The following is a 22,009-nucleotide window of genomic DNA, read 5'->3' on the forward strand; positions in this document are numbered from 1 at the left end:
GCGTCGTCCCCTCACCCGCCGTAAGCTCTCGTCATGCAGGTGATCCAGTCCACGAAGCTCGCCAACGTCTGTTACGAAATCCGGGGCCCGGTGCTCGAAGAGGCGATGCGGCTCGAAGCCGCGGGTCATCGCATCCTCAAGCTGAACACCGGAAACCCGGCCGCCTTCGGCTTCGAGTGCCCGCCCGCGATCCTGGAGGACGTCCTCCGGAACCTCTCCGAGGCGCACGGCTACGGCGACGCGAAGGGCCTGCTGTCGGCCCGCCGCGCGGTGATGAGCCACTACGAGACCAAGGGCATCCACCTGTCCGTCGAGGACGTCTACCTCGGCAACGGCGTCTCGGAACTGATCCAGATGTCGATGCAGGCGCTGCTGGACGACGGCGACGAGGTCCTCGTCCCGGCCCCGGACTACCCGCTGTGGACGGCCTCCGTCTCCCTCGCGGGCGGCACCGCGGTGCACTACCGGTGCGACGAGCAGTCCGACTGGATGCCGGACCTGGCCGACATCGAGCGGAAGATCACCGACCGCACCAAGGCGATCGTGATCATCAATCCGAACAACCCGACCGGCGCCGTCTACGACGACGAGATGCTCCGCTCGCTCACCGACATCGCCCGCCGCCACGACCTGGTGGTCTGTTCGGACGAGATCTACGACAAGATCCTCTACGACGGCGCCACGCACACCCCGACCGCGGCCATCGCCCCCGACCTGCTCTGCCTCACCTTCAACGGGATGAGCAAGAACTACCGGGTGGCCGGTTTCCGCTCGGGCTGGCTCGCGGTCTGCGGCCCGAAGCACCACGCGTCCTCGTACATCGAGGGCCTGACGATCCTCGCGAACATGCGCCTGTGCGCGAACATGCCGGCCCAGCACGCGGTGGCCGCCGCGCTCCAGGGGCGGCAGTCGATCGAGGAGCTGGTGCTGCCGGGCGGCCGGCTCCTGGAGCAGCGGAACACGGCGTACGAGCTGCTGACCTCGATCCCTGGCGTGACCTGCGTGAAGCCGAAGGGCGCGCTGTACCTCTTCCCGCGCCTCGACCCGAACGTCTACAAGGTCAAGGACGACCGGCAGATGGTCCTGGACCTGCTGCGGGCCGAGAAGATCATGGTGGTGCACGGGACGGGCTTCAACTGGCACGAGCCGGACCACTTCCGGATCGTGACGCTGCCGTCGGTCGCGGACCTCACGGACGCGGTGACGCGGATCGGCCGCTTCCTGGACGGCTACGGCCAGCCCTGACCCGCCGCCTCCGGCACGCCGCCCTCCACTTTTGACCCGCCCTTGAATCGGACGGGCATCAACTTTAGACAGAATCTAAGATAGGCTGGTCTCCGAGCAGTCAGGAGGCCGTCCCCATGTACGAACCGATCCGCACCAAGTCGGTCCACACGACGGCCGGCGACCCGGGCGCCTACCCGCACCGCTCCCGCGAGGAGGAGCTGGACATCCAGCTCGCCGGCCACCTCTCCGCCCTGCTCGCCGTGACCGACGAGCTCGGCGACGGCGAGGGCGGCGAGCTGATCGCCCGGCAGGTGGCACGCCTGCGCGGCGCGCCGCCCGCCCGCCACGCGGGGCTGAGCGGCGCCACCCCCGAGGCCCTGCACCGCAAGGCGCACGCCCTGGCCGGCCGGGCCCTGGTCGTCGCCGCCTCCCGCGCGGACACCGCCGCCGCGATCCTCGCGGCGGAGCGGATGGACGCGCACACCGCGGCACTGACCGGGGACCCCCTGGTCGCCGCCCCCTGACGGCCCCGGGCCGCGCGGCACGAACCGCGCGGCCCGGGAGCCATCCAACCGGCCCCGCTCAGGGGCCCTCCTCCCCCACCGCCAGGAAGCCGACGTCGTACACGTCGCACCGCGGCGCCGCCTTCTCCGCGGCCCCCTCGCCCCCGGACGCCGGCGCGGGCCCGGACACGACCGTCCGCCCGGTCGCCCCCACCGCGAGGTCCGCCACCTTCCCCACGCCCCGCCCCACGGGCTCCCCGCGCGCGTCGAGGAACTCCACCGTCACCGTGTAGGTGCCCGTGCGGGCCGCCCGGCTGGTGACCGACAGCTCCGCGACCGGCCGGCCCGAGGCCGGGTCGGGGGCGCACCTCGCCACCGTCACGTCCTCGGACGGGAACCGCAGCTCCTCGTGGTTCCTCCCGGACGCGTGGACGTACGCGACCACCCCTCCGACGGGCACCAGCACGCACAGCGCACCCGTCACCACCATCAGCACGATCGCCCAGCGGGGCATCCCCGCCTCCTCCCCCTCGTCGAGGAGGCACACGATACGAGGGGGTACACGGGAGCCGCCCCTCCGGTTCACTACCGGGATCGCCCCTTCACCTCCCGTCCACCCAACTCCCTCTGGAATGTGGGTTTCCGCGAGCACTCTGCCCGCGTGAGACGCATCCTGGGAATCGTCCTGGCCGTCCTGCTCCTCGGCGGCGTGGCCGCCGTCCTCGTGACGGGCGGCGAGAAGGACAAGGGCACGGCATCGAAGACCGTGCGAGGAGTGATCGGGTCGGAGAAGAGCGAGTTCTTCGCCGACCCCGACGTCGTGAAGGCCCTGGCCGCCAAGGGCCTCACCGTGAGCACCGAGACCTCCGGGTCCTGGGACATGGAGCAACTGCCCCTCCAGGGGTACGACTTCGCGTTCCCGTCCTCGAAGGGACCGGCCGACGAGCTGCGCGCCAAGGCCCCCGACAAGGCCGTCGCCGCGCCGCTGCGCCCGTTCTACTCGCCGCTGGTGGTGGTCGCGCACAGCAGCGCCGCCCGGGTCCTCGCCGGCAACGGCCTGGCGACCCTCGGCGCCCGCGGGACCAGCGGCATCCTGAGGATGGACGCCTACCTGGACGCCGTCCGCGCCGACCGGAGCTGGCAGCAGCTCAAGGGCGCGGACAAGCACGCCGAGCTGAGCGGCACCCTCTTCATCACCTCGACCGACCCGGTGGCCTCCAACTCGGGCGCGCTCTACCTCGCCGCCGCGAGCTACGTCGCCGACGGCGGCCGGGTCGCGGACGGCAAGGCGGCCGTGGGCCGCACCGCACCGCTGCTGCGCAAGCTCACCCAGGTGCAGGGCGCCCAGCAGACCGGCTCCGACGCCCCCTTCCGGGACTTCGTGAGCGGCGTCGGCAACCCGCTGGTCCTCGTCTACGAGTCGCAGGTCGCGTCCCAGCTGCTCGCCGGCCGGCCGATGGGCGACCTCGTCGTGCTCTACCCGGACACCACGGTCAACAGCGACCACACCCTCGTCCCGCTCACCGAGGACGGCAAGGAGCTGGGCCGGCTGCTCGCCGAGGACCCGGAGCTGCGCCGCCTCGCCGTCCGGCACGGTTTCCGGCCGCAGGGCGCCGCGCCCGAGTTCACCGAGGCCACCAACCAGTACGGCGAATACCTCAACCAGACACTCACCGGAGTCCGCCAGGCGCCCGTGCCCACCGGCACGGTGCTGCGCGACATGGCGCGGCGGGCCCGTGACCAGGGGGGCACGGCATGACCGAGAACACCAGCGCGCCGGGCGGCGCACGGCCCCGGAACCCGTACGCGGGACCGCCGGAGAGCACCTTCGTCCTCACCCCGCCCGAGCACGAGGCGCCGCTCGTCCTCACCCCGCCCGCCCCGGCCCCCGCGGTCCGCGCCGAGCAGGCGTCCGGCCTGGTGCCGCTGGACGCGGCGGTGCGCACGGAGATGTCCCGCCGGGCGGAGGAGTACGTGGGCTCGCTCGCCGGGCTCGACCCGCGCTCCCCCGAGTTCGCAGGCCGCATCGGCGAGATCGCGGCGCTCGGCTCCGGCGAGATGCGGGCCGCCGCCCAGCAGTCGAACCGGATGCTGGACCGCACGGTCCGCTCGCTCGGCCGGGGCGGCGGGGACGCCTCCGCCCGCGTCGGCTCCTCGCTCGTCGAACTCCGGCGCACGGTCGAGGATCTGGACCCCAGGGACGCTCCCGGCAAGGGCTTCAAGGGGCTCCTCGCCAAGCTGCCCGGCGGCAACAGGTTCCGTGACCACGTCGCCAAGTACGCCTCCTCGCAGGCCACGTTGAACCGGATCGTCGGCTCGCTGCGCGGCGGGCAGGACGAACTGCGGCGGGACAACGCGGCGTTGCAGACCGAGCGGGGCCGGCTGTGGGAGACCATGGGCAAGCTCCAGGAGTTCGCCGTCCTCACCGAGGCCCTCGACGCGGCGGTGGAGCAGCGGATCGCGGACACCGCCGACCCGGCCGAGGCGGACGCGCTCCGCTCCGACGTCCTCTTCCCGGTCCGCCAGAAGCACCAGGACCTGCTCACCCAGCTCGCCGTCTGCGCCCAGGGCTACCTGGCGATGGACGTGGTCCGGCGGAACAACGACGAGCTGATCAAGGGCGTGGACCGGGCCGCGACGACGACCCTGTCGGCGCTGCGGATCGCGGTCGTGCTGGCCTCCGCCCTGGAGAACCAGCGCAAGGTGACCGAGCAGGTCGAGGTGCTCCGTTCGACCACCGAGGACCTGATCCGGGGCAACGCCGAGATGCTGTCCACGCAGGCCGGCGAGATCCAGCGGATCGCCGCCGACCCGGCGGTGGGCGCCGAGACCCTGCGCACCGCCTTCCAGCAGATCTACCGCACGCTCGACGCCATCGACACGTACAAGGTCCGGGCGACCGAGGCGATGGCGGCGACCGTCTCCTCCCTCACGAGCGAACTCCAGGAGGCGAGCGCCCACCTGGACCGCAGCCGCCGCACGAGCGCACTGGAAGGCGGCCCCTCCGCATGAGCCCCCGCACGAGCCCCCGCACGAGCCCGCGCACGACCCCCCGCAGGAGCCCCCGCGCCCTCCCCCGCCTCCTGGCGGGCCTCGCGCTCGCCCTGGCCCTCACCGCCACCGCCGGCGCCTGCTCCACCGTCGACAACTCGGTCGGCGGCACCGGCGAGCAGTTCGACAGGACCGACACCCGGCCCGCCGAACCCGGCACCCTCCGCGTCCTCGCCTCCTCCGAACTCGCCGACATGGCACCGGTCCTGGAGGACGCCCGCCGGGCCACCGGCGTCACCGTCCGCGCCACCTACGCGGGCACCCTCGACGCCGTCGAGCAGATCGCCTCCGGGCGCGCCGAGAAGGAGTACGACGCCGTCTGGCTGTCCTCCAACGACTACCTGCGGCTGCGCCCCGACACCTCCGCCCGGATCACCAACGAGACGCCGGTGATGACCTCCCCGGTGGCGCTCGGCATCCGCCCGGCGGCCCTCGCCCGGCTCGGCTGGGACCCGGCGAAGGTCACCTGGCCGCAGCTCCACCGGGCGGTCGCGGCGGGCGAGCTGACGTACGGCATGACCGACCCGAAGCGCTCCAACTCCGGTTTCTCCGCGCTGGTGTCGGTCGCCTCCGGCCTCTCCGGGGCACAGTCGGCGCTCCGCGACGAGGACGTCCGCAAGGCCACGCCGAAGCTCCGCGAGTTCTTCACGGGCCAGAAGCTGACCTCCGGTTCCTCCGGCTGGCTCGCCACCGCCTACGGGCGCCGCACCGACGTCGACGCGCTGGTCAACTACGAGTCGGTGCTGCTCTCCACGCCCGGCGAGCTCACCGTCATCCGCCCCGCCGACGGCGTCGTCACCGCCGACTACCCCCTCACCCTGCTGACCGCCGCCCCCGCCGCGGCCAAGGACTCCGCGCAGCGGCTCACCACCTATCTGCGGACCCCCGAGGCCCAGCGGCGGATCACCGCGACCACCCTGCGCCGTCCGGTCGTCGCCGGCGTCGACCCGTCGCCCCGGCTCGACCGGGGCCTGCGGCGCGAACTGCCCTTCCCCGGAAGCCGGTCGGTCGCCGACGGGCTGCTCGACGCGTACGACAACACGCTGCGCAGGCCGTCGCGCACGGTCTACGTCCTGGACACCTCCGGGTCGATGGGCGGCGAGCGGCTCGACCGCCTGAAGGCGGCGCTCACCGAGCTGACCGCGGACTTCCGGGACCGCGAGGAGGTCACCCTGATGCCCTTCGGCTCCGCGGTGAAGACCGGCGAGGTGCGGACGTACACGGTGGACCCGGAGGACCCGGGGAAGGCGCGGGACGCGATCCGCGCCGACGCGGGGAAGCTCACCGCCTCCGGCGGCACCGCGATCTACTCCAGCGTCACCGAGGCGTACCGCAGTCTGGGCGCCTCCCCCCGCGACACCTTCACCTCGGTCGTGCTCATGACCGACGGGGAGAACACCGACGGGGCCGGGGCCCCGGACTTCGACGCCTTCTTCCGCGCCCTGCCCGCCGAGCAGCAGCGCACCCCGGTCTTCCCGATCCTCTTCGGCGACTCCGACCGGACCGAGCTGGCCCACATCGCCGACCTGACCGGCGGCAAGCTCTTCGACGCGACGAAGGGCTCCCTGAACGGCGCCTTCGAGGAGATCCGTGGCTACCAGTAACCCCGTGCTCCGCTACGCGGAGTCCCGCAAGAACCTGACCGGCTGCCTGTGCGGCCTGGCCGGTCTCGCCATCGGCCTCACCGGCGCGGCCGGCGGCCTGTGGCCGCTGGTGGTGCTCGGCCTGTACGGCGCGGGCGCGCTGATCGCCCCGCCGGAGCGGCCGGACGCCCCGGCCTTCCCGAGCGCCGACGAGCAGCTGGAGTCGCTGCGCGCGGACCACGCCACGCTGCGGGAGTACCTGGCGGAGGTGGAGCTGCCCGAGGGGGCCCGCGAGGGGCTCGACGAGCTGGACGCGCTCTTCGGGGCGCTCCTCGAACCGGGCTGGGTCAGCGACCCGGAGCACCTGCACGTGCTGGCCCGGGCGGTGCGGCAGGACGTGCCGGAGGCGGTCGACGCCTTCGTGCGGACCCGCTGGTGGTCGCGGGTGACGCCGGGCTCCGAGCCTCCCGAGCGGCATCTGGAGCGGCAGCTGGCCGCCCTGCGCGAGGAGGCCGGTCTGATCGCCTCGGCCCTCCAGGAGGCGGAGGAACTCCGTCAGCGGGCGCACACCCGCTACCTGGAGGACCGGGGGGCCTGATCCCCGCGGGGGGATGTGCGCCGGCCCCGGAGCCTGAGGGGGCTCCGGGGCCGGATGCGTCGTGGTGAACCGTCGTGACCCCACTGGTCAGGGCGGTGTTTCGGGGCAGCCCACCACGAGTCTCGGAGGGACTAGCCGAGGCGCTCCACGAGCGCGTTGTACTCGTCCCACAGCTCCTTCGGCGTGTGGCTGCCGAAGGTCTCCAGGTGCGCGGGGACCAGGGCGGCCTCCTCGCGCCAGACGTCCTTGTCGACGGTGAGCAGGAAGTCCAGGTCCGCCTCGGCCAGGTCCAGGCCGTCGGTGTCCAGGGCCTCCTTCGTCGGCAGGACGCCGATGGGGGTCTCCACGCCCTCGGCCTTGCCGTCGAGGCGCTCGACGATCCACTTGAGGACGCGGCTGTTCTCGCCGAAGCCGGGCCAGACGAACTTGCCGGCGTCGTTCTTGCGGAACCAGTTGACGTAGTAGATCTTCGGCAGCTTCGCCGCGTCGGCGGTGGCACCGACCTTGACCCAGTGGGCCATGTAGTCGCCCATGTTGTAGCCGCAGAACGGCAGCATGGCGAAGGGGTCGCGGCGCAGCTCGCCGACCTTGCCCTCGGCGGCGGCGGTCTTCTCGGAGGCCACGTTGGCGCCGAGGAAGACGCCGTGGTTCCAGTCGAAGGACTCGGTGACCAGCGGGACGGCGGAGGCGCGGCGGCCGCCGAAGAGGATCGCCGAGATCGGCACGCCCTTCGGGTCCTCCCACTCCGGCGCGATGATCGGGCACTGCCCGGCCGGCACGGTGAAGCGGGCGTTCGGGTGGGCGGCCGGGGTCTCGGACGCGGGCGTCCAGTCGTTGCCCTTCCAGTCCGTGAGGTGCGCGGGCGCCGTCTCGGTCATGCCCTCCCACCACACGTCGCCGTCGTCCGTGAGGGCGACGTTGGTGAAGACGGAGTTGCCCCACATGGTCTTCATGGCGTTGGCGTTGGTGTGCTCGCCGGTGCCGGGGGCGACGCCGAAGAAGCCGGCCTCGGGGTTGATGGCGTAGAGGCGGCCGTCCTCGCCGAAGCGCATCCAGGCGATGTCGTCGCCGATGGTCTCCACGGTCCAGCCGGGGATGGTCGGCTCCAGCATGGCGAGGTTGGTCTTGCCGCAGGCCGACGGGAAGGCGGCGGCGACGTACTTCGCCTCGCCCTGCGGCGGGGTCAGCTTGAGGATGAGCATGTGCTCGGCGAGCCAGCCCTCGTCGCGGGCCATGACGGAGGCGATGCGCAGGGCGTAGCACTTCTTGCCGAGGAGCGCGTTGCCGCCGTAGCCGGAGCCGTACGACCAGATCTCGCGGGTCTCCGGGAAGTGCGAGATGTACTTGGTGGAGTTGCACGGCCACGGCACGTCCTCCTGGCCCTCCGCGAGGGGGGCGCCGAGGGTGTGGACGGCCTTCACGAAGAAGCCGTCGGTGCCGAGCTCGTCGAGGACGGCCTGGCCCATGCGGGTCATGGTGCGCATGGAGACGGCGACGTAGGCGGAGTCGGTGATCTCGACGCCGATGGCGGAGAGCGGCGAGCCGACGGGGCCCATGCAGAAGGGGACCACGTACATGGTGCGGCCCTTCATGGAGCCGCGGAAGATGCCGTCGGAGCCCGCGAAGAGCTCCTTCATCTCGGCCGGGGCCTTCCAGTGGTTGGTCGGGCCGGCGTCCTCCTCCTTCTCGGAGCAGATGAAGGTCCGGTCCTCGACGCGGGCGACGTCGGTCGGGTCGGAGGCGGCGTAGTACGAGTTCGGGCGCTTCACCGGGTCGAGCTTCGTGAACGTGCCCTTGGCGACGAGCTCCTCGCACAGGCGCTCGTACTCGGCCTCGGAACCGTCGCACCAGACGATGCTGTCCGGCTGCGTGATCTCGGCGATCTCGTTCACCCAGGAGACGAGCTCCTGGTGCTGGGTGGGAAGGGGAGCCGCGTTGTCGCGCGCCACGATTGCTCCTTGTTGAGGGGTGTATTCCGCTGTATGCCCCGTGGGGGCTGCGACCCGGATGCGTCGTAGCTGCTCATCCGGTGCCGACCGCACTCATTTGATCATCCGACGGAAACGCCCATATGTCCAGGGGGGTGCACACGTGAGCATCGCCACTCTCACCCGGGACCTACGGGGGCGTAGGTACGATGCTTTGTCATGACTGCCGCCCTGCCGGAAGTGCCTCCGGTCGCGACCGAATCGACCGTCCCGGACCCGTCGCTCCCGCTCAAGCCCCGGCTCAGGGGCTGGCTGCACGCGGGCATGTTCCCCGCCGTGATCGTCGCGGGGCTCGCCCTGGTCGCGCTCTCCGAGACCCCCCGCGCCCGCGTCGCCTGCGGGATCTACGTCCTCACGGCCTGTCTGCTCTTCGGCGTCAGCGCGCTCTACCACCGGGGCGACTGGGGCCCGCGCGGCGAGGCCGTGCTCCGCCGCCTCGACCACGCCAACATCTTCCTGATCATCGCGGGCACCTACACCCCGCTCACCCTGCTGCTGCTCCCGGACTCCACCGCGAAGCCGCTCATGTGGGCGGTCTGGGCCGCCGCGGCCGCCGGCATCGCCTTCCGCGTCTTCTGGGTCGGCGCCCCCCGCTGGCTCTACACCCCCTGCTACATCGCGATGGGCTGGGCCGCCGTCTTCTTCCTCCCCGACTTCATGCGGGCCGGCGGCATCGCCGTCCTGGTCCTCGTCGTCGTCGGCGGACTCCTCTACAGCGCCGGCGGGATCATCTACGGCATCAAGCGCCCGAACCCCTCGCCCCGCTGGTTCGGCTTCCACGAGGTCTTCCACTCCCTCACCCTCGCCGCGTTCATCGTCCACTACGTCGGCATCTCCCTGGTCGCCTATCAGGCCTGACCAGGCAGAATGACGGCATGGCGACGAAGACGACGACCAGCGTCGGACTGCGGGAGCGCAAGAAGCAGAAGACCCGCACGGCGATCCGCGAGGCCGCCCGGCGGCTGGCCGCCGCCCACGGCTGGGAGGCGGTCACCATCGAGCGGATCGCCGCCGAGGCCGACGTCTCCCCCTCCACCGTCGTCCGCTACTTCCCCGTCCGCGAGGACATCGTCCTCACCGCCGAGGACGACGACCGGCTCGAGGCCCTGCTGCGCGCCCGTCCAGCGGACGAGGAGCCCCTGGAGTCCCTCCGCGCGGTCCTCGTCGAGGCCGTGGGCTCCGCCCTGGTGGCCGCCCCCGACGACATCCGGCTGCGCGCCCGCCTGATGGCCGGCGCGCCCGCGGTCCGCGCCCGGCTCGCCGACACCACCGCCGAGACCGGCCGCCGGCTCGCCCGCGCGCTGGCCGACCGCACCGGCCGGGCCCCGGACGACCTGGAGTTCCGGGTCTTCACCGCGGCCGTCCTCGGCGCCCTGCGCGAGGCCACCCTGCACTGGGCGGAGCACGGCCTCGCCGAGGACCTGACGGTCCTGCTGCACCGCGCCGTCGACACCCTCAGGGCCGGCCCGGCGCGCCCAGCGCGCCCCTGACCACCTCGGCCGAGCGCGGATTGTCCGCGCATCCCCACACCCCGTGCGGGCAGTAGTCGGTCACCGTCTGGTAGACCGGCCGGTGGGCGGCGAACCAGTCGAGCATCCCCCGCACGTACGCCGGGTTGTCCCCGTTCCTGAAGAGCCCCCACTCCGGGTACGAGACGGGCTTGCCGTGCGCCTTCGCGAAGGCCACGTGGTGCGCGAGCCCGTACTCCTCGGTCACCTGCCCCTCGAAGGAGAGCCCCTCGGGCTGGTCGTAGGCGTCGAGGCCGATGATGTCGACGACGTCGTCGCCGGGGTAGCACTCCGGCCAGGGCACCGCGTCCCGGCCCCGGCTCGGCGTGAAGTCGAAGCGGAACCGCTGCCCCGCCACCCCGCGCAGCACCCCGACCGCCTGCCGCCAGTACGCCTTCCAGGCCGCCGGGTCCGGTCCGCAGCGGTGCCCGTACGTGGTGCCGTTCATCTCCCAGCCGAGCACCAGGACCGCGTCCTCCAGGCCGTGGGCCGCCAGCCCCTCGCCCAGCGCCCTGAAGTGCCGGTCGAAGGCGCCGGCCGCGCCGCTCCGCAGCCCGGCCCGGACCTCGGCGTCGGTCAGCCCGGCCTCGTTGCGGTCCATCATCGGCACGTTCAGCACGAAGAGCCGCCCCGGCCGGGCGGCCTTCCACCGCGCCCAGGGCGCGAAGAGCTCCGGGTGCCCCTCGATGTTGGACCAGCGGTCGCCCGGCAGATAGGTGTGGCCGACCGTCAGCTCCCCGCCGCCCAGCCACGCCTCCGCCCCGGAGATCCGCCGCACCCCCTCGGCGTCGGATCCGGTGAAGAAGCCCGAGGGCACGTCGGGCAGCGGCAGCGGGTCGGGCGCGGTCCGGCCGCCGGTGTGCCGCTCGCCGGGCGCGAGCCGCTCGGGCACCAGCAGGAGCGTGAGAACGGCCGCGAGCAGCACCAGGAGTGCGGCCCGCGGCCGGGTCGGGGAGCGGCGCACCTCAGCCGGTCCAGAAGTCCCACCAGCGGGTCAGGATCAGCATCCCGATGATCCCGATGTGCAGGACGGGCGGGGCGAAGGCGAAGTCGCCGAGGAAGCCGCGGACCGCCGCCGGGGCCGGCAGCACCCCGGTCCGCACGTTGTGCGCGGTGACGTACCAGAAGAGGGTGATGGTCGCCGTCCAGGCGAGGCAGCACCACAGGCAGAGCGCGTTGATCTCGTACAGCGACTGCTGCATCAGCCAGGTGCAGAAGCCGACGCCGAACAGCGCGCCGCCGTTCAGCCCGAGCCAGAACCAGCCCCGGAACCGGGCCCCCGCGAGGAGCGCGGCGCCGATCGCGACGACGACGCCGTACGTGACGAGGCCGAGCATCGGGTTGGGGAAGCCGAAGACCGCCGCCTGCTCGCTCTTCATGATGTTCCCGCAGGACACGACCGGGTTCAGGCTGCACCCCGGCTGGAAGCCCGGGTCCTCCAGGAGCTTGAACTTGTCGATCGTGATCACCCACGCGGCCAGGATCCCGGCCGCGCCGGTGACGACGAGGAGCCATCCGAGCCCCCGGCCCGCGCCGACCGCGCCGTCCTCCCGGCGCCCGGCCTCCGCCGCGCCGCCCCGCCGCTGGCCGGGCACACCGTCCCGTACCCCGAGCGTCGTCATCGCGCCGCCCCTTCCGTTCAGCCCTGGAGGCGGCGGACCGGCAGCAGGACGTGGGCGCAGTCGGCGAGCATCTCCTCGTCGGAGACGAAGGCGCGCAGCCGGTCCTCGTCCACCGGCTGCCCGGGGACGGCCTCGGCCCAGGGGCGCACCGAGCAGAGGAAGTAGACCTTGCCGCTCTCCCGGGCGGCGGCCTGCCACTCGGCGGGCACCGGGCACTGCACCTTCAGGAAGGGCAGGGTGAGTGCGGCGGAGCCGCCCTCGACGAGCAGGGTGGCGCTGATCCCGGCGTCCTTCTCCAGGTCGAAGAGGCGGTCGCCGACCGAGAGGCCCATGGATTCCAGGGCGGCCCGCATCGCCTGCTGACCGGCCTCCGGCCCGTCGCGGCCGTCGCCGAGCGAATACGCCATCAGGAAAGGCGTGCCGGCGGAATCGGCGGTGGCCTCGCTGGACCACGGAATCACCGTGAGCGTGCCCAGCGGAGAGAGGCTGCGCGCCTCGGAAAGGACGTGGGGAGTGGTCATGGAAGGGGATGCTAGTGGGCCAACCACCCTTTCCCCGTACCGAATTCACTCATCCGGCCGACATTCCTCCGCTCGGCATGTCGGCCGCAACGAACCCGGGTTTTCATCGTTGTGCCTTCAGGCCCCTTGTCGACACCAGGAGATCGCCGATGCCCTTCCCCCGCCGTGTCGCCCTCCGGTCCCTCTTCGCCCTGGCCGTCACCGCCGCCACGGGCGGCGCCCTCGGCCGGATCGCGGGCCGCGCCCCGCAGGCGGCTCCGTACGCCTCGGGCGCGTCGGATCCGTACGCCTTCGACGAGATGTACGCGGGCCGCCGCATCCGCGGCCTCACCGGGCCGGAGGGCGAGCCGGTGGCCCTGGTGGACGGCCGTCCGCTGCACCTGATGCGGTGCGCCGACGGCGGCTGGGTCAGCCCGCTCGACCACTACGAGTCCTGCCCGAGCCCGCTCGCCGCCACCCGGGCGGCCGTGGACGCCGCGGGGTCGGCCCCGCTGTCCCGGTACGCGGCGGCGCACGGCCCGCACACCGATCCGACGGGAGGGAACCCGCGTGGTGTACACGCGTAAGAACCAGCGCGACCTGACGACGACCGAGCGCCGCAGGTTCGTGGCCGCGGTGCTCGAACTGAAGCGCCGCGGCGAGTACGACGAGTTCGTCCGCATGCACATCGACTACTACACGGCCGACGGCGGCGGCCGGCTGCGGACCGCGCACATGACGCCGAGCTTCCTGCCCTGGCACCGGAAGTTCCTGCTGGAGTTCGAGCGGGCGCTGCGCCGGATCGACGCGACGGTGACGGTCCCGTACTGGGACTGGACGCGGGACAACAGCCCGGCGTCCTCGCTCTGGGCGGAGGACTTCCTGGGCGGCAACGGACGCCGCTCGGACCTCCAGGTGACCACCGGCCCCTTCGCGTACGCGCGGGGGAAGTGGACGGTGAAGCACGCGATGACCGAGATCTCGTACCTGACCAGGGACTTCGGCCGTCCGCGCGATCCGATCCCGCTGCCGACGGCGGCCCAGCTGGAGGAGGTCATGCGGGAGCGGACGTACGACACGGCCCCCTGGAACTCGACCAGTCCCTCGGGCTTCCGCAACCGGCTGGAGGGCTGGGCGCAGGGCTCGGGCAACGACCGCTTCCGGATCCACAACCGGGTGCACCGCTGGGTGGGGGGCCTGATGCTGGGCGGCGGCTCGGTGAACGATCCGGTGTTCTGGCTGCACCACTCCTTCGTGGACCTGGTGTGGTCGCGGTGGCAGCAGCGCAATCCGGGGGCGGCGTACCTGCCGGCGGAGCCGCCGCCGCTGGGCGACGCGCAGTACCGGAAGGTGCTGGGGCGGCACCAGCCGATGGCACCGTGGGGCGTGACGCCGGCGGAGATGTTCGACCACAGCCGGCTCTACCGGTACGCCTGACGGGCCGGTCCCGGACGCGGGCGTCCCCCCGGCCCTGGCAGGGTCGGGGGGACGCCCGGAAGGACGGGGTGGCTCAGCCGCCGTAGCCGGCGTCGCCGTAGCCGCCGTCGCCGTTGTCACCGCCGTGGGGGGCGTCCACGTTGGCGCAGCTGTTGCCGAAGGCCGGGTTCAGCAGGCCGATGACGTTGACGGTGTTGCCGCAGAGGTTGACCGGCACGTGGACCGGGACCTGGACGACGTTGCCGGAGGCGACGCCGGGCGAGTGGGCGGCGACGGCCTCGGCGCCCGAGTCGGCGACGGCCAGGCCGGCTCCGGTGAGGGCGACGGCACCGGTGCCGGCCAGAACGGCGGCAGCCTTCGCGAAGCGAGACATCAGAACTCCTTGGGTGGGTCGAGCGACCGCAGGGATCACGGCCGTCACTTCCGTTCAACGCCGTACCAGGGGCCTGGTCACGGCCTTTGGGCCGAACGGGAAAAGGGATGCCGGTGAGGGCGGGAATGATGGCCCGTGGACCGGTGTCGGCCCGCCGTCGGATACGACGGGAAGGGCACCGGTCCGCGGGCCGTGGCCATGCGACAAGCCTTCCGGTGCAACGACGGAAAACCCTTGCGGTAGCGGGGAAGAATCGTGTCTTCACTCGCGCGGACCGCTTTCGCACACCATTCCGATAAAGCGGGGACGGGAAGGGCGCCGGGACGGGCGCCGGACGAGCAGGGACGATTCAGCCGCGATCGGGAGCGAGACCGAGCTGGGAGTCGAGGGCGCCGCTGAGCACGGGGGCGATCACGCCGAGCCGGGGCTCGGCGAGGTCGGGCAGACCCGCGAGGCCGTCGCCGCGGGGCGCCTCGACGGGGTGGCCGAGGGTGGCGCCGGGGGTGGTGGCCTTCATCTCGGAGTGCGGGGTCGCGAAGAGCGCCCGGCCCGGCTCGCTGCCCTTCAGGAGCTCGGGGAGCGGGGCGTCCACGACGGTCTCGGGCAGGGTGCCGGTGAGCGGGACGCTCGGCAGCGTCACGTCGGGCAGCGAGCCGAGGCCCTTCTGGAAGCCGGTGGGAGCCCCGGGCACCGGCACGGGGACGCCGGTCGCGACGGTGGGCGCGTCCATCGGCAGGACCGGGTCCAGGCCCTGGAGGGGGACGACCACCGGGGCCTCGACGGCGGAGGCCGGGGCGACCATGGCGGCGGAGGCGAGCGCGGTCATGAGGAGGCCCATGCCGGCGTGAGAACGCAGAGTCATGCCGTGTGAACGACCCCCTTGGCCGAAACGTGGCGCGGGGTTCCCCCATGTGCAGCAACGCCGAGGGCCCCCACCTGTGAGGGCGGGGGCCCGGGTTGACGTGCCGTCAGCGGCCGGCGCACGTCGGCGGCTTCCGTACGTCAGGGGTTCCCGTACGTCAGGGGTTCCCGTACGTCGGCCGCTTCCGTGCGTCAGTGGCGGCGGCTGCGGACGAGGCGGCCGCCCCGGAGCTGGACGACGGTACCGCCGATGATGAGGGCGGCACTGACCGCGGCCGCTCCCCACAGGGCGGGGTCGCTGCCCGTGTCGGGGAGTTCGGGCTTGTCGGGCCCGTGCGGCGGGGTGGTGGGCGGGGTGGTGGGCTCGCAGCCCGGCTCCGGCTCCTCACCGGGGGCCGGCTCCTCGCATTCGCCCGGCGGCTCGTCCGGGTTCGTCGGCGGGGTGGCCGTGGTCGGCGGAGCGGTCGTGGGCGGGGTGGTGGGCTCGCAGCCCGGCTCCGGCTCCTCACCGGGGGCCGGCTCCTCGCACTCGCCCGGGTGCGTGGGCGGGGTGGTCGTCGGCGGGGTGGTCGTCGGAGGAGTCGTGGGCTCGCAGCCCGGCTCCGGCTCCTCGCCCGGCTCCGGCTCCTCGCACTCGCCCGGCGGCTCGTCCGGGTTCGTCGGCGGGGTGGCCGTGGTCGGCGGAGCGGTCGTGGGCGGGGTGGTCGTCGGAGGAGTCGTGGGCTCGCAGCCCGGCTCCGGCTCCTCACCGGGGGCCGGCTCCTCGCACTCGCCCGGGTGCGTGGGCGGGGTGGTCGTCGGCGGGGTGGTGGTGGGCGGGGTCGTGGGCTCGCAGCCCGGCTCCGGCTCCTCGCCGGGGGCGGGCGCCTCGCACTCGCCCGGCGGGTAGGTCGGCGGAGTGGTGGTGGGCGGAGCCGTCGTGGGAGGGGGCGTCGTGGGCGGCTCGGTCGGCGGGTGCGTCGGCGGGTGGGTCGGCGGATGCGTCGGCGGGTGCGTGGTGGGCTCCTCGCCGTAGCCGCCGTCGGGGTCCTCCCCCGCGGGGTCGCAGAGGGCCCCGACGGCCGACGCCACGTAACCGCCCGGGTCCATGCCGCCGCAGAACTCCGGCGGGAGCGGGGCGTGCGCCTGGCCGTTGCCGGGTCCCGGCGTGTCGCCCGTGCCGGGGTGGGCGCTCGCGGCCAGCGCGAGACCGCCGGTCAGCGACAACAGCCCGGTCGCCGCCGCCGCGGTGAGTACTTTCCTGCTGATGATGGACCGCATACCGCTCTTCCTCGGGAGAAAGGGAGAGACCGGCGAGGATCCCCCCTCGCTCCGACCGGCCGTGCCCCGCGCGGACGTTCGCGTGGGACGGCCCTGAGAGTAGGGAGCGGTGCACCGTGTGGAGTCGAAGCCACACGGCGACCGGTCAGAAAATCATTCGATCAGCCGCCGAGCGGGCCGGCCGGCAGGCCGCCGATCAGCGGGAGGCCCTTGCCCGTCTGGTTCAGCTGGGTGGCGGTGTCGGTGACGGTCTTGACCGGGGAGCCGTCGGTGGTGCTGCTGAGCACGTCGGACTTCAGTCCGTTGGCGGCGATCGCCTCCAGGCCACCGTTGAGGCTGGTCGGGGTCAGCGCCTGCTGCGCGGCCATGGCGGGGGCGGCGACGCCGAGGGCCATGAGCGAACCGGCGAAGACCGCGGCGACCTTGGTGGGCTTCATGGGGAGAATCCTTCCTCTGTACTTTCAACTCACGTTCCACACAGGATTCTTGGGAATTCCCGTGTGTCGTTCTGTCTTCTGTAACGAGAGGTTCGCCCGCCGGAAACTCCGGGGGGAGGGATTTCTCGACACTGCACCCGATCGAAGGGGACCGGTGTGATTTCCGGATTACCGGGCGCACGCGCGCCCGTACCGGCCCGGCGGGAGGCCGGACCGGTACGGGTCGGGAGGGGTGCGCCCGGGTCAGCGGACCGGCAGCGGCGGCTTCACCGGAGTGCCGACCGGCAGCTCGGGCGCGGCCACCGGCGGCTTCACCGGGGCGTCGACCGGCAGCTCCGGCGCCTCGACCGGCGGCTCCACGGGCAGCTCCGGCGCCTCGACCGGGAGCGAGGGCAGCGCGGGCAGGCCCGCCAGGTCCGGCGCGGGCAGACCGCTGCCGAGCACGGTGGCGACGGCGAGGTTGACCAGGGAGGTCAGCGTGGCCGTGACCTGCGGCGGAACCCCGGCGGCGTCACCCGAGGTGACGGCGGCCAGCAGTCCGGCGACGGCCTTCTCGACGGAGGCGAGGGCGTCGTCCACCACGTCCGCCGGGGCAGCCTTCGCCGCCTTCGCCCCGGCGGCGACGGGCAGGGTGACCGGCGGCTTCACGGGCAGCCCGGCCGGGGTCTCCACGGCGGGCGGGGCCACGGGCGTCTCGACGGCCGGGGGCGCGACGGGGGCGTCCACGGCGGGCGGGGTGACCGGCGATTCCGGGACGGCGGGCGGCTCCGGGACGGCCGGGGGCTCCGGCAGCGGGGCGGGGGAGGTCTCCTTCGCCCGGTCGACGGCGGCCCGGATCCGGGCCTTCAGGGCGTCGGCGTCGGCCGCGGGGACCTGGCCGCCGTCGGCCTTCAGGGCGGTCGCGACGAGCTCGGTCACGGGGGTGGTGACCCCGCCGAGGTCACCGAGGGCCTCGGTCCGGGCCAGCAGCGCGGCCGCGTCGGGGAGCGGGGCGCGGGCGGCCGGGTCGGCCGCGCGGGAGGGGGGGCGCTCGCCGGCGACGGCGGGTCCCGCCGCGCCGAGGGTGAGGGCGGCGGATATCGCCAGGGCGGTGAGACGGGGCGAAGCCAGGGGACGCATATGTGTTCCTTTTCCTTATGCGTCGGACAACTGCCCTCTCACGGTGCCTGCGGTTATAGCGCTCCGCAACCGCGTTGCTACCCAGCGCCACGCGCTCGTTCGAGTGAATCCGCCGTCCGCCCGCCCCTCGAAGGGGCGTACGCCGTTGCACCGGACGGCGCACGGGGATGCGTCCGAACGGGTACCGGCCCAGCGGCCGCAAGGGAAAAGCCGGTGCGCCCGCCGTGGGGCGGGCGCACCGGCTTCGGAAGGACCGATCCGACGTGCGAGATCAGGCGTTGACGCAGGTGTTGCCGAAGGCCGGGTTCAGCGCGCCGATGACGCTGACGGTGTTGCCGCAGAGGTTGACCGGCACGTGGACCGGGACCTGGACGACGTTGCCGGAGCCGACACCGGGGGACTTCACGGCGGCGGCCTCGGCGCCGGCGTCGGCGAAGGCGGCACCGGTGGCACCGGCGACCGCGGCGGCGGCACCCACGGTCAGGACGGCGGCCTTGGCGATACGGGACATGGAGAAGTTCTCCTCGATCGATTTCCAACTCGGACTGCCCGGACTGTTCGGCCCGGCTCCCTCAACAACGCCCCGGATTTCCATCGGTTGCTCTCCCGAACGGGTGACGTTCAACAGATCTTTGGCCCGCGGAAGGGCCATTCGAGGGACGGGCCGAGGAATGGCGCAACACGCTCAACGAGGAACCCGCAGCGCAGATACGGGAGTTAGCGTTTCCGGGCATCTAATGCTTACTATCGCCCCGCGCCGGGGTTATAACGTTCCCGAACGTTGCTTCCGGGCCCGCCGCGCGTTCACCCATTTCGTGCGGACGACACCTTCCCCTCCCCCGGTCTTCACGGGTCTTCCCTTCCTTCTCTCATCAAAGCGGAGAACCTGTATGCGGAATTCAGCGGTTCTTGCTGTGCGTCGCAGCGTGCTGTGCGCCCCGTCGTGCGCGGTGCCGTCCGCCGCTCCGCCGGTCGCCTCCGCCGCTCCGCCCACGCCCGGGGAGGCGGCCCGCGTCCCCTTCGCCGACCGCTGCCGGACCGAACCGCACGGCGGGACCGTGCGCGCCGCCGACACCTCGGCGCAGGGCACCGGGACGGTCGGCGACAAGACCGCGATCGGTGATTCCGCCAATTCCGCGAACGACGTCCCGAACTCCGGCACCACCGAATTCGGCGGGGCCCGGAGCACCCGCTCCCCCGCCGCCGGGAACACCCCGGGGTACGACTCCGACGTCTTCGATCTGCGGGGGGCGCCGCGCGACGGGGCCGACCGTGTCCGCGTCCGGCTCGGCAGCCGCGAGGACGCCGTCCGGCCCGGCGCGCCCTTCCCGCGGGCGGACGTACGGCGCTGACGTGCGGGCCCCGATCGAGGCGGACCCCGGGTCCGTCACCGTCCTGCACGCGGTCCAGCCCGGCGACGGCGGCGTCGCCCGGGTCGTCGTCGACCTGGTGCGCGCCCAGCGCGCGGACGGGCTGCGGCCCGTCGTCGCCTGCCCGCCCGGCACCGCGCTCGCCGCGGAGCTCCGCGCCCTGGGCGCCGGGGTCCACGACTGGCGGGCCGGCCGCGACCCCGGCCCGGCGCTGGTCCGGGAGACCCGCGGGCTGGCCCGGGTGGTGCGCGCCGTCCGGCCCGCGCTGGTCCACGCGCACTCGGCGAAGGCGGGCCTGTGCGCCCGGCTCGCGGTGCGGGGCCGGATCCCGACCGTCTACCAGCCGCATGCCTGGTCCTTCGAGGCCGTCACCGGCACCACCGCCGAACTGGCGCGCCGCTGGGAGCGGTTCGGCGCCCGCTGGACGCACCGGGTGCTGTGCGTGAGCGAGGCGGAGCGCCGTACCGGCGAGGAGGCCGGCGTCGAGGCGGCCTGGTCGGTCGTGCACAACGGCGTCGACACGGCCCGCTTCGCGACCGCGGGGCCCGCCGGGAACCCGGCGCCCACCGTGGTGTGCGTGGGCCGGCTGTGCCGCCAGAAGGGCCAGGACGTGCTGCTCGCCGCCTGGCCCGCGGTCCTCGCCGAGGTGCCCGACGCCCGGCTGGTGCTGGTGGGCGACGGGCCGGACGGGGAGCGGCTGCGGGCCGCCGCCGGTCCCTCGGTGCGGTTCGCCGGCGCCGTCGGCGACACCGCGCCCTGGTACCGGGCGGCGGACGTCGTCGTGCTGCCGTCCCGCTGGGAGGGCATGGCGCTCGCGCCGCTGGAGGCGATGGCGGCGGGCCGGCCGGTCGTCGTCGCCGACGTCGACGGCGCCCGCGAGAGCCTGCCGCCCGGCCACGAAGCCCCGTGCCTGGTCCCCTCCGAGGACCCGGCCGCCCTCGCCGCCGCTCTCGGCCGCCTGCTCGGCAGGCCGGAGCTGCGGCACCGCCTGGGCCGCGAGGCCCACGAGCACGTCCTCAGCAGATTCGATGTGCGGCGCACCGGCGCGGCCGTCGCGGAGATCTACCGCGAGCTGGCCGGAGTGCGGGGCACCGAGCACAGAGAGCCGATTGCGCAGTGACCACGGAAAGTACCAGCGTTCCCTCCTCACCCGGTCCGTGGCCCGTCGCGGGCCCGGCCTTCGGGGCGGCCACGTTCGCCCCCCGGCGGCGGCTGCCAGGCCGGCTCGCGCTGCCGCGCCACCGGGCGGCCGGGCGGCCGGGGCCCGGGGCGGCGGCGCTGCGGGCCGCCGACTGCCTGGCCGTGCTGGCCGGCGGCGCGCTGCTCGCCCCCGTCCACCAGGACCCGCGGCTGCTGCTGCCGGTCGCCGCGCTGCTGCTCGTCCTCGACGGGCGCGGCGGGCTGTACCGGCCGCCGATGCACGTGCGGCTGCTCGACGAGCTGCCCGCGCTGGCCTCCCGGGCCGGGGTGGTGTGGTGCGTGGCGGCGGCCGCCGCGGCGGCCTGGTCGCCGGCGCTGGCGATCGGCCCGCTGCGGCTGTGCGGGGCGTACGCGGCACACGTCGGGGTGGCGGCGGTGGTGCGGGCGGTGCTGCTCGCGCGCGGGCGGCGGATCGCCCGGGAGCGGCCGCGGTCGGCGCTCGTGGTGGGTCCGCCGGCGGCGGCCCGCCGGTTCGCCGCGGCGGCCCTCCAGCACCCCGAGTACGGGATGCGGCCGGTCGGCGTCGTGGGCCTGCCGGACGGGACGGTCGGCGAGCAGCGTCCGGTGGAGCCGGGGCTGCCGCTGCTGACGACGGCGGAGGAGATCCGCCGGGCGGTCATCCAGAACGCGGTCCGCGAGGCGGTGTTCCTCTCCGACGAGCCGGAGCTGGTGACCCTCTTCCAGCACTACGGCTGCACGACCTGGCGGGTCGGCGGGGAGCGGCACGACGGGCCGATGGGCGAGCACGTGTGGGGGTACGCCCGCCGCCGGCTGGTCCCGGCGACCGAGCGGCGCGGGGCGCGGGCCAAGCGGGCCCTCGACATCGCGCTGGCCGGTCCGGCGCTGGCGCTGGCGCTGCCGGTGCTCGCGGTGTGCGCGCTGGCGGTGCGGCTGTCGGACGGTCCGGGGGTGCTCTTCCGGCAGGAGCGGGTGGGGCAGCACGGGCGGCACTTCACGCTGCTGAAGTTCCGCACGCTGCGGCCGTCCGACGAGACGGAGTCGGCGACCCGGTGGAACGTCGCCGGGGACCGGCGGATGAGCGCGGCCGGCGGTTTCCTGCGGAAGTCCTCGCTGGACGAGCTGCCGCAGCTGTGGAACGTGCTCCGCGGTGACATGAGCCTGGTCGGTCCGCGGCCCGAACGGCCGTACTTCGTGGCGCAGTTCAGCAAGATCCACGCCGGTTACGCGGCCCGCCACCGGATGCCGGTGGGGCTCACCGGCCTGGCGCAGGTGCACGGGCTGCGCGGGGACACCTCGATCGAGGACCGCTGCCGCTTCGACAACCACTACATCGACCACTGGTCGCTCTGGCAGGACGTCTGCATCCTGGTCCGCACGGCGGCCGGTCTCGTCCGACCGACGGGGAGCTGAG

The 22,009-nt window shown here is 73.8% G+C and carries 24 protein-coding genes; 13 read left to right on the forward strand and 11 right to left on the reverse strand.

All coding sequences use genetic code 11. The annotated features are described in order from the left end of the window. Positions 1 to 33: 33 nt before the first annotated feature. On the forward strand, positions 34 to 1,245 hold the full coding sequence (locus IE326_RS07105; RefSeq protein WP_150231196.1) for a pyridoxal phosphate-dependent aminotransferase: 1,212 nt from the start codon (positions 34 to 36) through the stop codon (positions 1,243 to 1,245). A gap of 116 nt (positions 1,246 to 1,361) precedes the next feature. After that, complete coding sequence (locus tag IE326_RS07110) at positions 1,362 to 1,751, forward strand: SCO4983 family protein (RefSeq protein WP_150231194.1); 390 nt, start codon at positions 1,362 to 1,364, stop codon at positions 1,749 to 1,751. A 58-nt stretch (positions 1,752 to 1,809) separates the two neighbouring features. Here the strand turns inward: IE326_RS07110 and IE326_RS07115 are convergent, their stop codons facing one another. Then, complete coding sequence (locus IE326_RS07115) at positions 1,810 to 2,244, reverse strand: hypothetical protein (protein WP_190041086.1); 435 nt, start codon at positions 2,242 to 2,244, stop codon at positions 1,810 to 1,812. Between the two features lie 120 nt (positions 2,245 to 2,364). On the opposite strand from IE326_RS07115, the gene IE326_RS07120 reads away from it, so the two are divergent. Genes IE326_RS07120 through IE326_RS07135 form a run of 4 tightly spaced genes read left to right on the forward strand, consistent with a single transcriptional unit; the run spans position 2,365 to position 6,962 of the window. Beyond that, on the forward strand, positions 2,365 to 3,489 hold the full coding sequence (locus IE326_RS07120) for a hypothetical protein (protein ID WP_190041087.1): 1,125 nt from the start codon (positions 2,365 to 2,367) through the stop codon (positions 3,487 to 3,489). Continuing rightward, positions 3,486 to 4,742 carry a toxic anion resistance protein gene (locus IE326_RS07125; protein ID WP_190041088.1) on the forward strand — a complete coding sequence of 419 codons (1,257 nt, stop codon included), beginning with the start codon at positions 3,486 to 3,488 and terminating at the stop codon, positions 4,740 to 4,742. The genes IE326_RS07120 and IE326_RS07125 overlap by 4 nt, the downstream gene beginning before the upstream one ends. Beyond that, entirely contained in the window at positions 4,739 to 6,385 is a 1,647-nt protein-coding gene (locus IE326_RS07130) for a substrate-binding and vWA domain-containing protein (RefSeq protein ID WP_190041089.1), read from the forward strand. Before IE326_RS07125 ends, IE326_RS07130 begins: the two co-directional genes overlap by 4 nt. Further along, positions 6,372 to 6,962, forward strand: coding sequence for a hypothetical protein (locus IE326_RS07135; protein WP_150231187.1), 591 nt, complete (start codon positions 6,372 to 6,374; stop codon positions 6,960 to 6,962). Before IE326_RS07130 ends, IE326_RS07135 begins: the two co-directional genes overlap by 14 nt. A 131-nt stretch (positions 6,963 to 7,093) precedes the next feature. On the opposite strand, the gene IE326_RS07140 is transcribed toward IE326_RS07135, so the two are convergent. Further along, a complete protein-coding gene (locus IE326_RS07140; protein ID WP_150231185.1) occupies positions 7,094 to 8,911 on the reverse strand; it encodes a phosphoenolpyruvate carboxykinase (GTP) in 1,818 nt (605 codons plus the stop codon). Positions 8,912 to 9,109: 198 nt separating this feature from the next. Here IE326_RS07140 and trhA point away from each other — a divergent pair, with 198 nt between their 5' ends. Together trhA and IE326_RS07150 are read left to right on the forward strand one after the other, a co-directional pair. Then, the gene (trhA, locus tag IE326_RS07145) at positions 9,110 to 9,808 is read left to right on the forward strand and encodes a PAQR family membrane homeostasis protein TrhA (RefSeq protein ID WP_150231183.1); all 699 of its coding nucleotides are present in this window, start codon (positions 9,110 to 9,112) and stop codon (positions 9,806 to 9,808) included. A gap of 17 nt (positions 9,809 to 9,825) precedes the next feature. Continuing rightward, a complete protein-coding gene (locus IE326_RS07150; RefSeq protein ID WP_190041090.1) occupies positions 9,826 to 10,440 on the forward strand; it encodes an acyl-CoA-like ligand-binding transcription factor in 615 nt (204 codons plus the stop codon). Here the strand turns inward: IE326_RS07150 and IE326_RS07155 are convergent. The 3 genes from IE326_RS07155 to IE326_RS07165 are packed head-to-tail and all read right to left on the reverse strand — an operon-like array spanning position 10,406 to position 12,601. Next, positions 10,406 to 11,422 (reverse strand): glycoside hydrolase family 26 protein, encoded by a 1,017-nt coding sequence (locus tag IE326_RS07155; RefSeq protein WP_190041091.1) that lies wholly within the window; start codon positions 11,420 to 11,422, stop codon positions 10,406 to 10,408. The genes IE326_RS07150 and IE326_RS07155 overlap by 35 nt on opposite strands. Position 11,423: 1 nt before the next feature. Next, positions 11,424 to 12,080, reverse strand: coding sequence for a vitamin K epoxide reductase family protein (locus tag IE326_RS07160; protein ID WP_150231177.1), 657 nt, complete (start codon positions 12,078 to 12,080; stop codon positions 11,424 to 11,426). 17 nt (positions 12,081 to 12,097) lie between these two features. Beyond that, entirely contained in the window at positions 12,098 to 12,601 is a 504-nt protein-coding gene (locus tag IE326_RS07165; protein ID WP_190041092.1) for a DUF5949 family protein, read from the reverse strand. A 149-nt stretch (positions 12,602 to 12,750) separates the two neighbouring features. On the opposite strand from IE326_RS07165, the gene IE326_RS07170 reads away from it, so the two are divergent. After that, on the forward strand, positions 12,751 to 13,167 hold the full coding sequence (locus IE326_RS07170; protein WP_150231175.1) for a tyrosinase family oxidase copper chaperone: 417 nt from the start codon (positions 12,751 to 12,753) through the stop codon (positions 13,165 to 13,167). Beyond that, positions 13,151 to 14,017: a tyrosinase family protein gene (locus tag IE326_RS07175; RefSeq protein ID WP_150231173.1), complete on the forward strand. Its 867-nt coding sequence runs from the start codon at positions 13,151 to 13,153 to the stop codon at positions 14,015 to 14,017. Before IE326_RS07170 ends, IE326_RS07175 begins: the two co-directional genes overlap by 17 nt. 73 nt (positions 14,018 to 14,090) lie before the next feature. On the opposite strand, the gene IE326_RS07180 is transcribed toward IE326_RS07175, so the two are convergent. The 6 genes from IE326_RS07180 to IE326_RS07205 all read right to left on the reverse strand — a co-directional run bounded on the left by IE326_RS07180 (position 14,091) and on the right by IE326_RS07205 (position 18,578). After that, the gene (locus tag IE326_RS07180; RefSeq protein ID WP_150231171.1) at positions 14,091 to 14,390 is read right to left on the reverse strand and encodes a chaplin; all 300 of its coding nucleotides are present in this window, start codon (positions 14,388 to 14,390) and stop codon (positions 14,091 to 14,093) included. 349 nt (positions 14,391 to 14,739) lie between these two features. Beyond that, on the reverse strand, positions 14,740 to 15,252 hold the full coding sequence (locus IE326_RS07185; RefSeq protein WP_190041093.1) for a hypothetical protein: 513 nt from the start codon (positions 15,250 to 15,252) through the stop codon (positions 14,740 to 14,742). A 191-nt stretch (positions 15,253 to 15,443) separates the two neighbouring features. Further along, complete coding sequence (locus tag IE326_RS41415; protein ID WP_190041094.1) at positions 15,444 to 16,511, reverse strand: hypothetical protein; 1,068 nt, start codon at positions 16,509 to 16,511, stop codon at positions 15,444 to 15,446. A 161-nt stretch (positions 16,512 to 16,672) separates the two neighbouring features. Beyond that, complete coding sequence (locus tag IE326_RS07195) at positions 16,673 to 16,948, reverse strand: hypothetical protein (RefSeq protein ID WP_150231167.1); 276 nt, start codon at positions 16,946 to 16,948, stop codon at positions 16,673 to 16,675. A gap of 243 nt (positions 16,949 to 17,191) precedes the next feature. Then, a complete protein-coding gene (locus tag IE326_RS07200) occupies positions 17,192 to 18,067 on the reverse strand; it encodes a hypothetical protein (protein ID WP_190041095.1) in 876 nt (291 codons plus the stop codon). Between the two features lie 271 nt (positions 18,068 to 18,338). After that, complete coding sequence (locus IE326_RS07205) at positions 18,339 to 18,578, reverse strand: chaplin (RefSeq protein WP_030760167.1); 240 nt, start codon at positions 18,576 to 18,578, stop codon at positions 18,339 to 18,341. 403 nt (positions 18,579 to 18,981) lie between these two features. On the opposite strand from IE326_RS07205, the gene IE326_RS07210 reads away from it, so the two are divergent. The 3 genes from IE326_RS07210 to IE326_RS07220 are packed head-to-tail and all read left to right on the forward strand — an operon-like array spanning position 18,982 to position 22,008. After that, entirely contained in the window at positions 18,982 to 19,419 is a 438-nt protein-coding gene (locus IE326_RS07210; RefSeq protein WP_229915231.1) for a hypothetical protein, read from the forward strand. A gap of 1 nt (position 19,420) precedes the next feature. After that, positions 19,421 to 20,557 carry a glycosyltransferase gene (locus IE326_RS07215; RefSeq protein WP_190041097.1) on the forward strand — a complete coding sequence of 379 codons (1,137 nt, stop codon included), beginning with the start codon at positions 19,421 to 19,423 and terminating at the stop codon, positions 20,555 to 20,557. Continuing rightward, complete coding sequence (locus IE326_RS07220; RefSeq protein ID WP_190041098.1) at positions 20,554 to 22,008, forward strand: exopolysaccharide biosynthesis polyprenyl glycosylphosphotransferase; 1,455 nt, start codon at positions 20,554 to 20,556, stop codon at positions 22,006 to 22,008. The genes IE326_RS07215 and IE326_RS07220 overlap by 4 nt, the downstream gene beginning before the upstream one ends. The last annotated feature ends 1 nt before the right edge of the window (position 22,009 follow it).

This window comes from Streptomyces filamentosus (assembly GCF_014654895.1).
Lineage (GTDB): Bacteria > Actinomycetota > Actinomycetes > Streptomycetales > Streptomycetaceae > Streptomyces > Streptomyces filamentosus.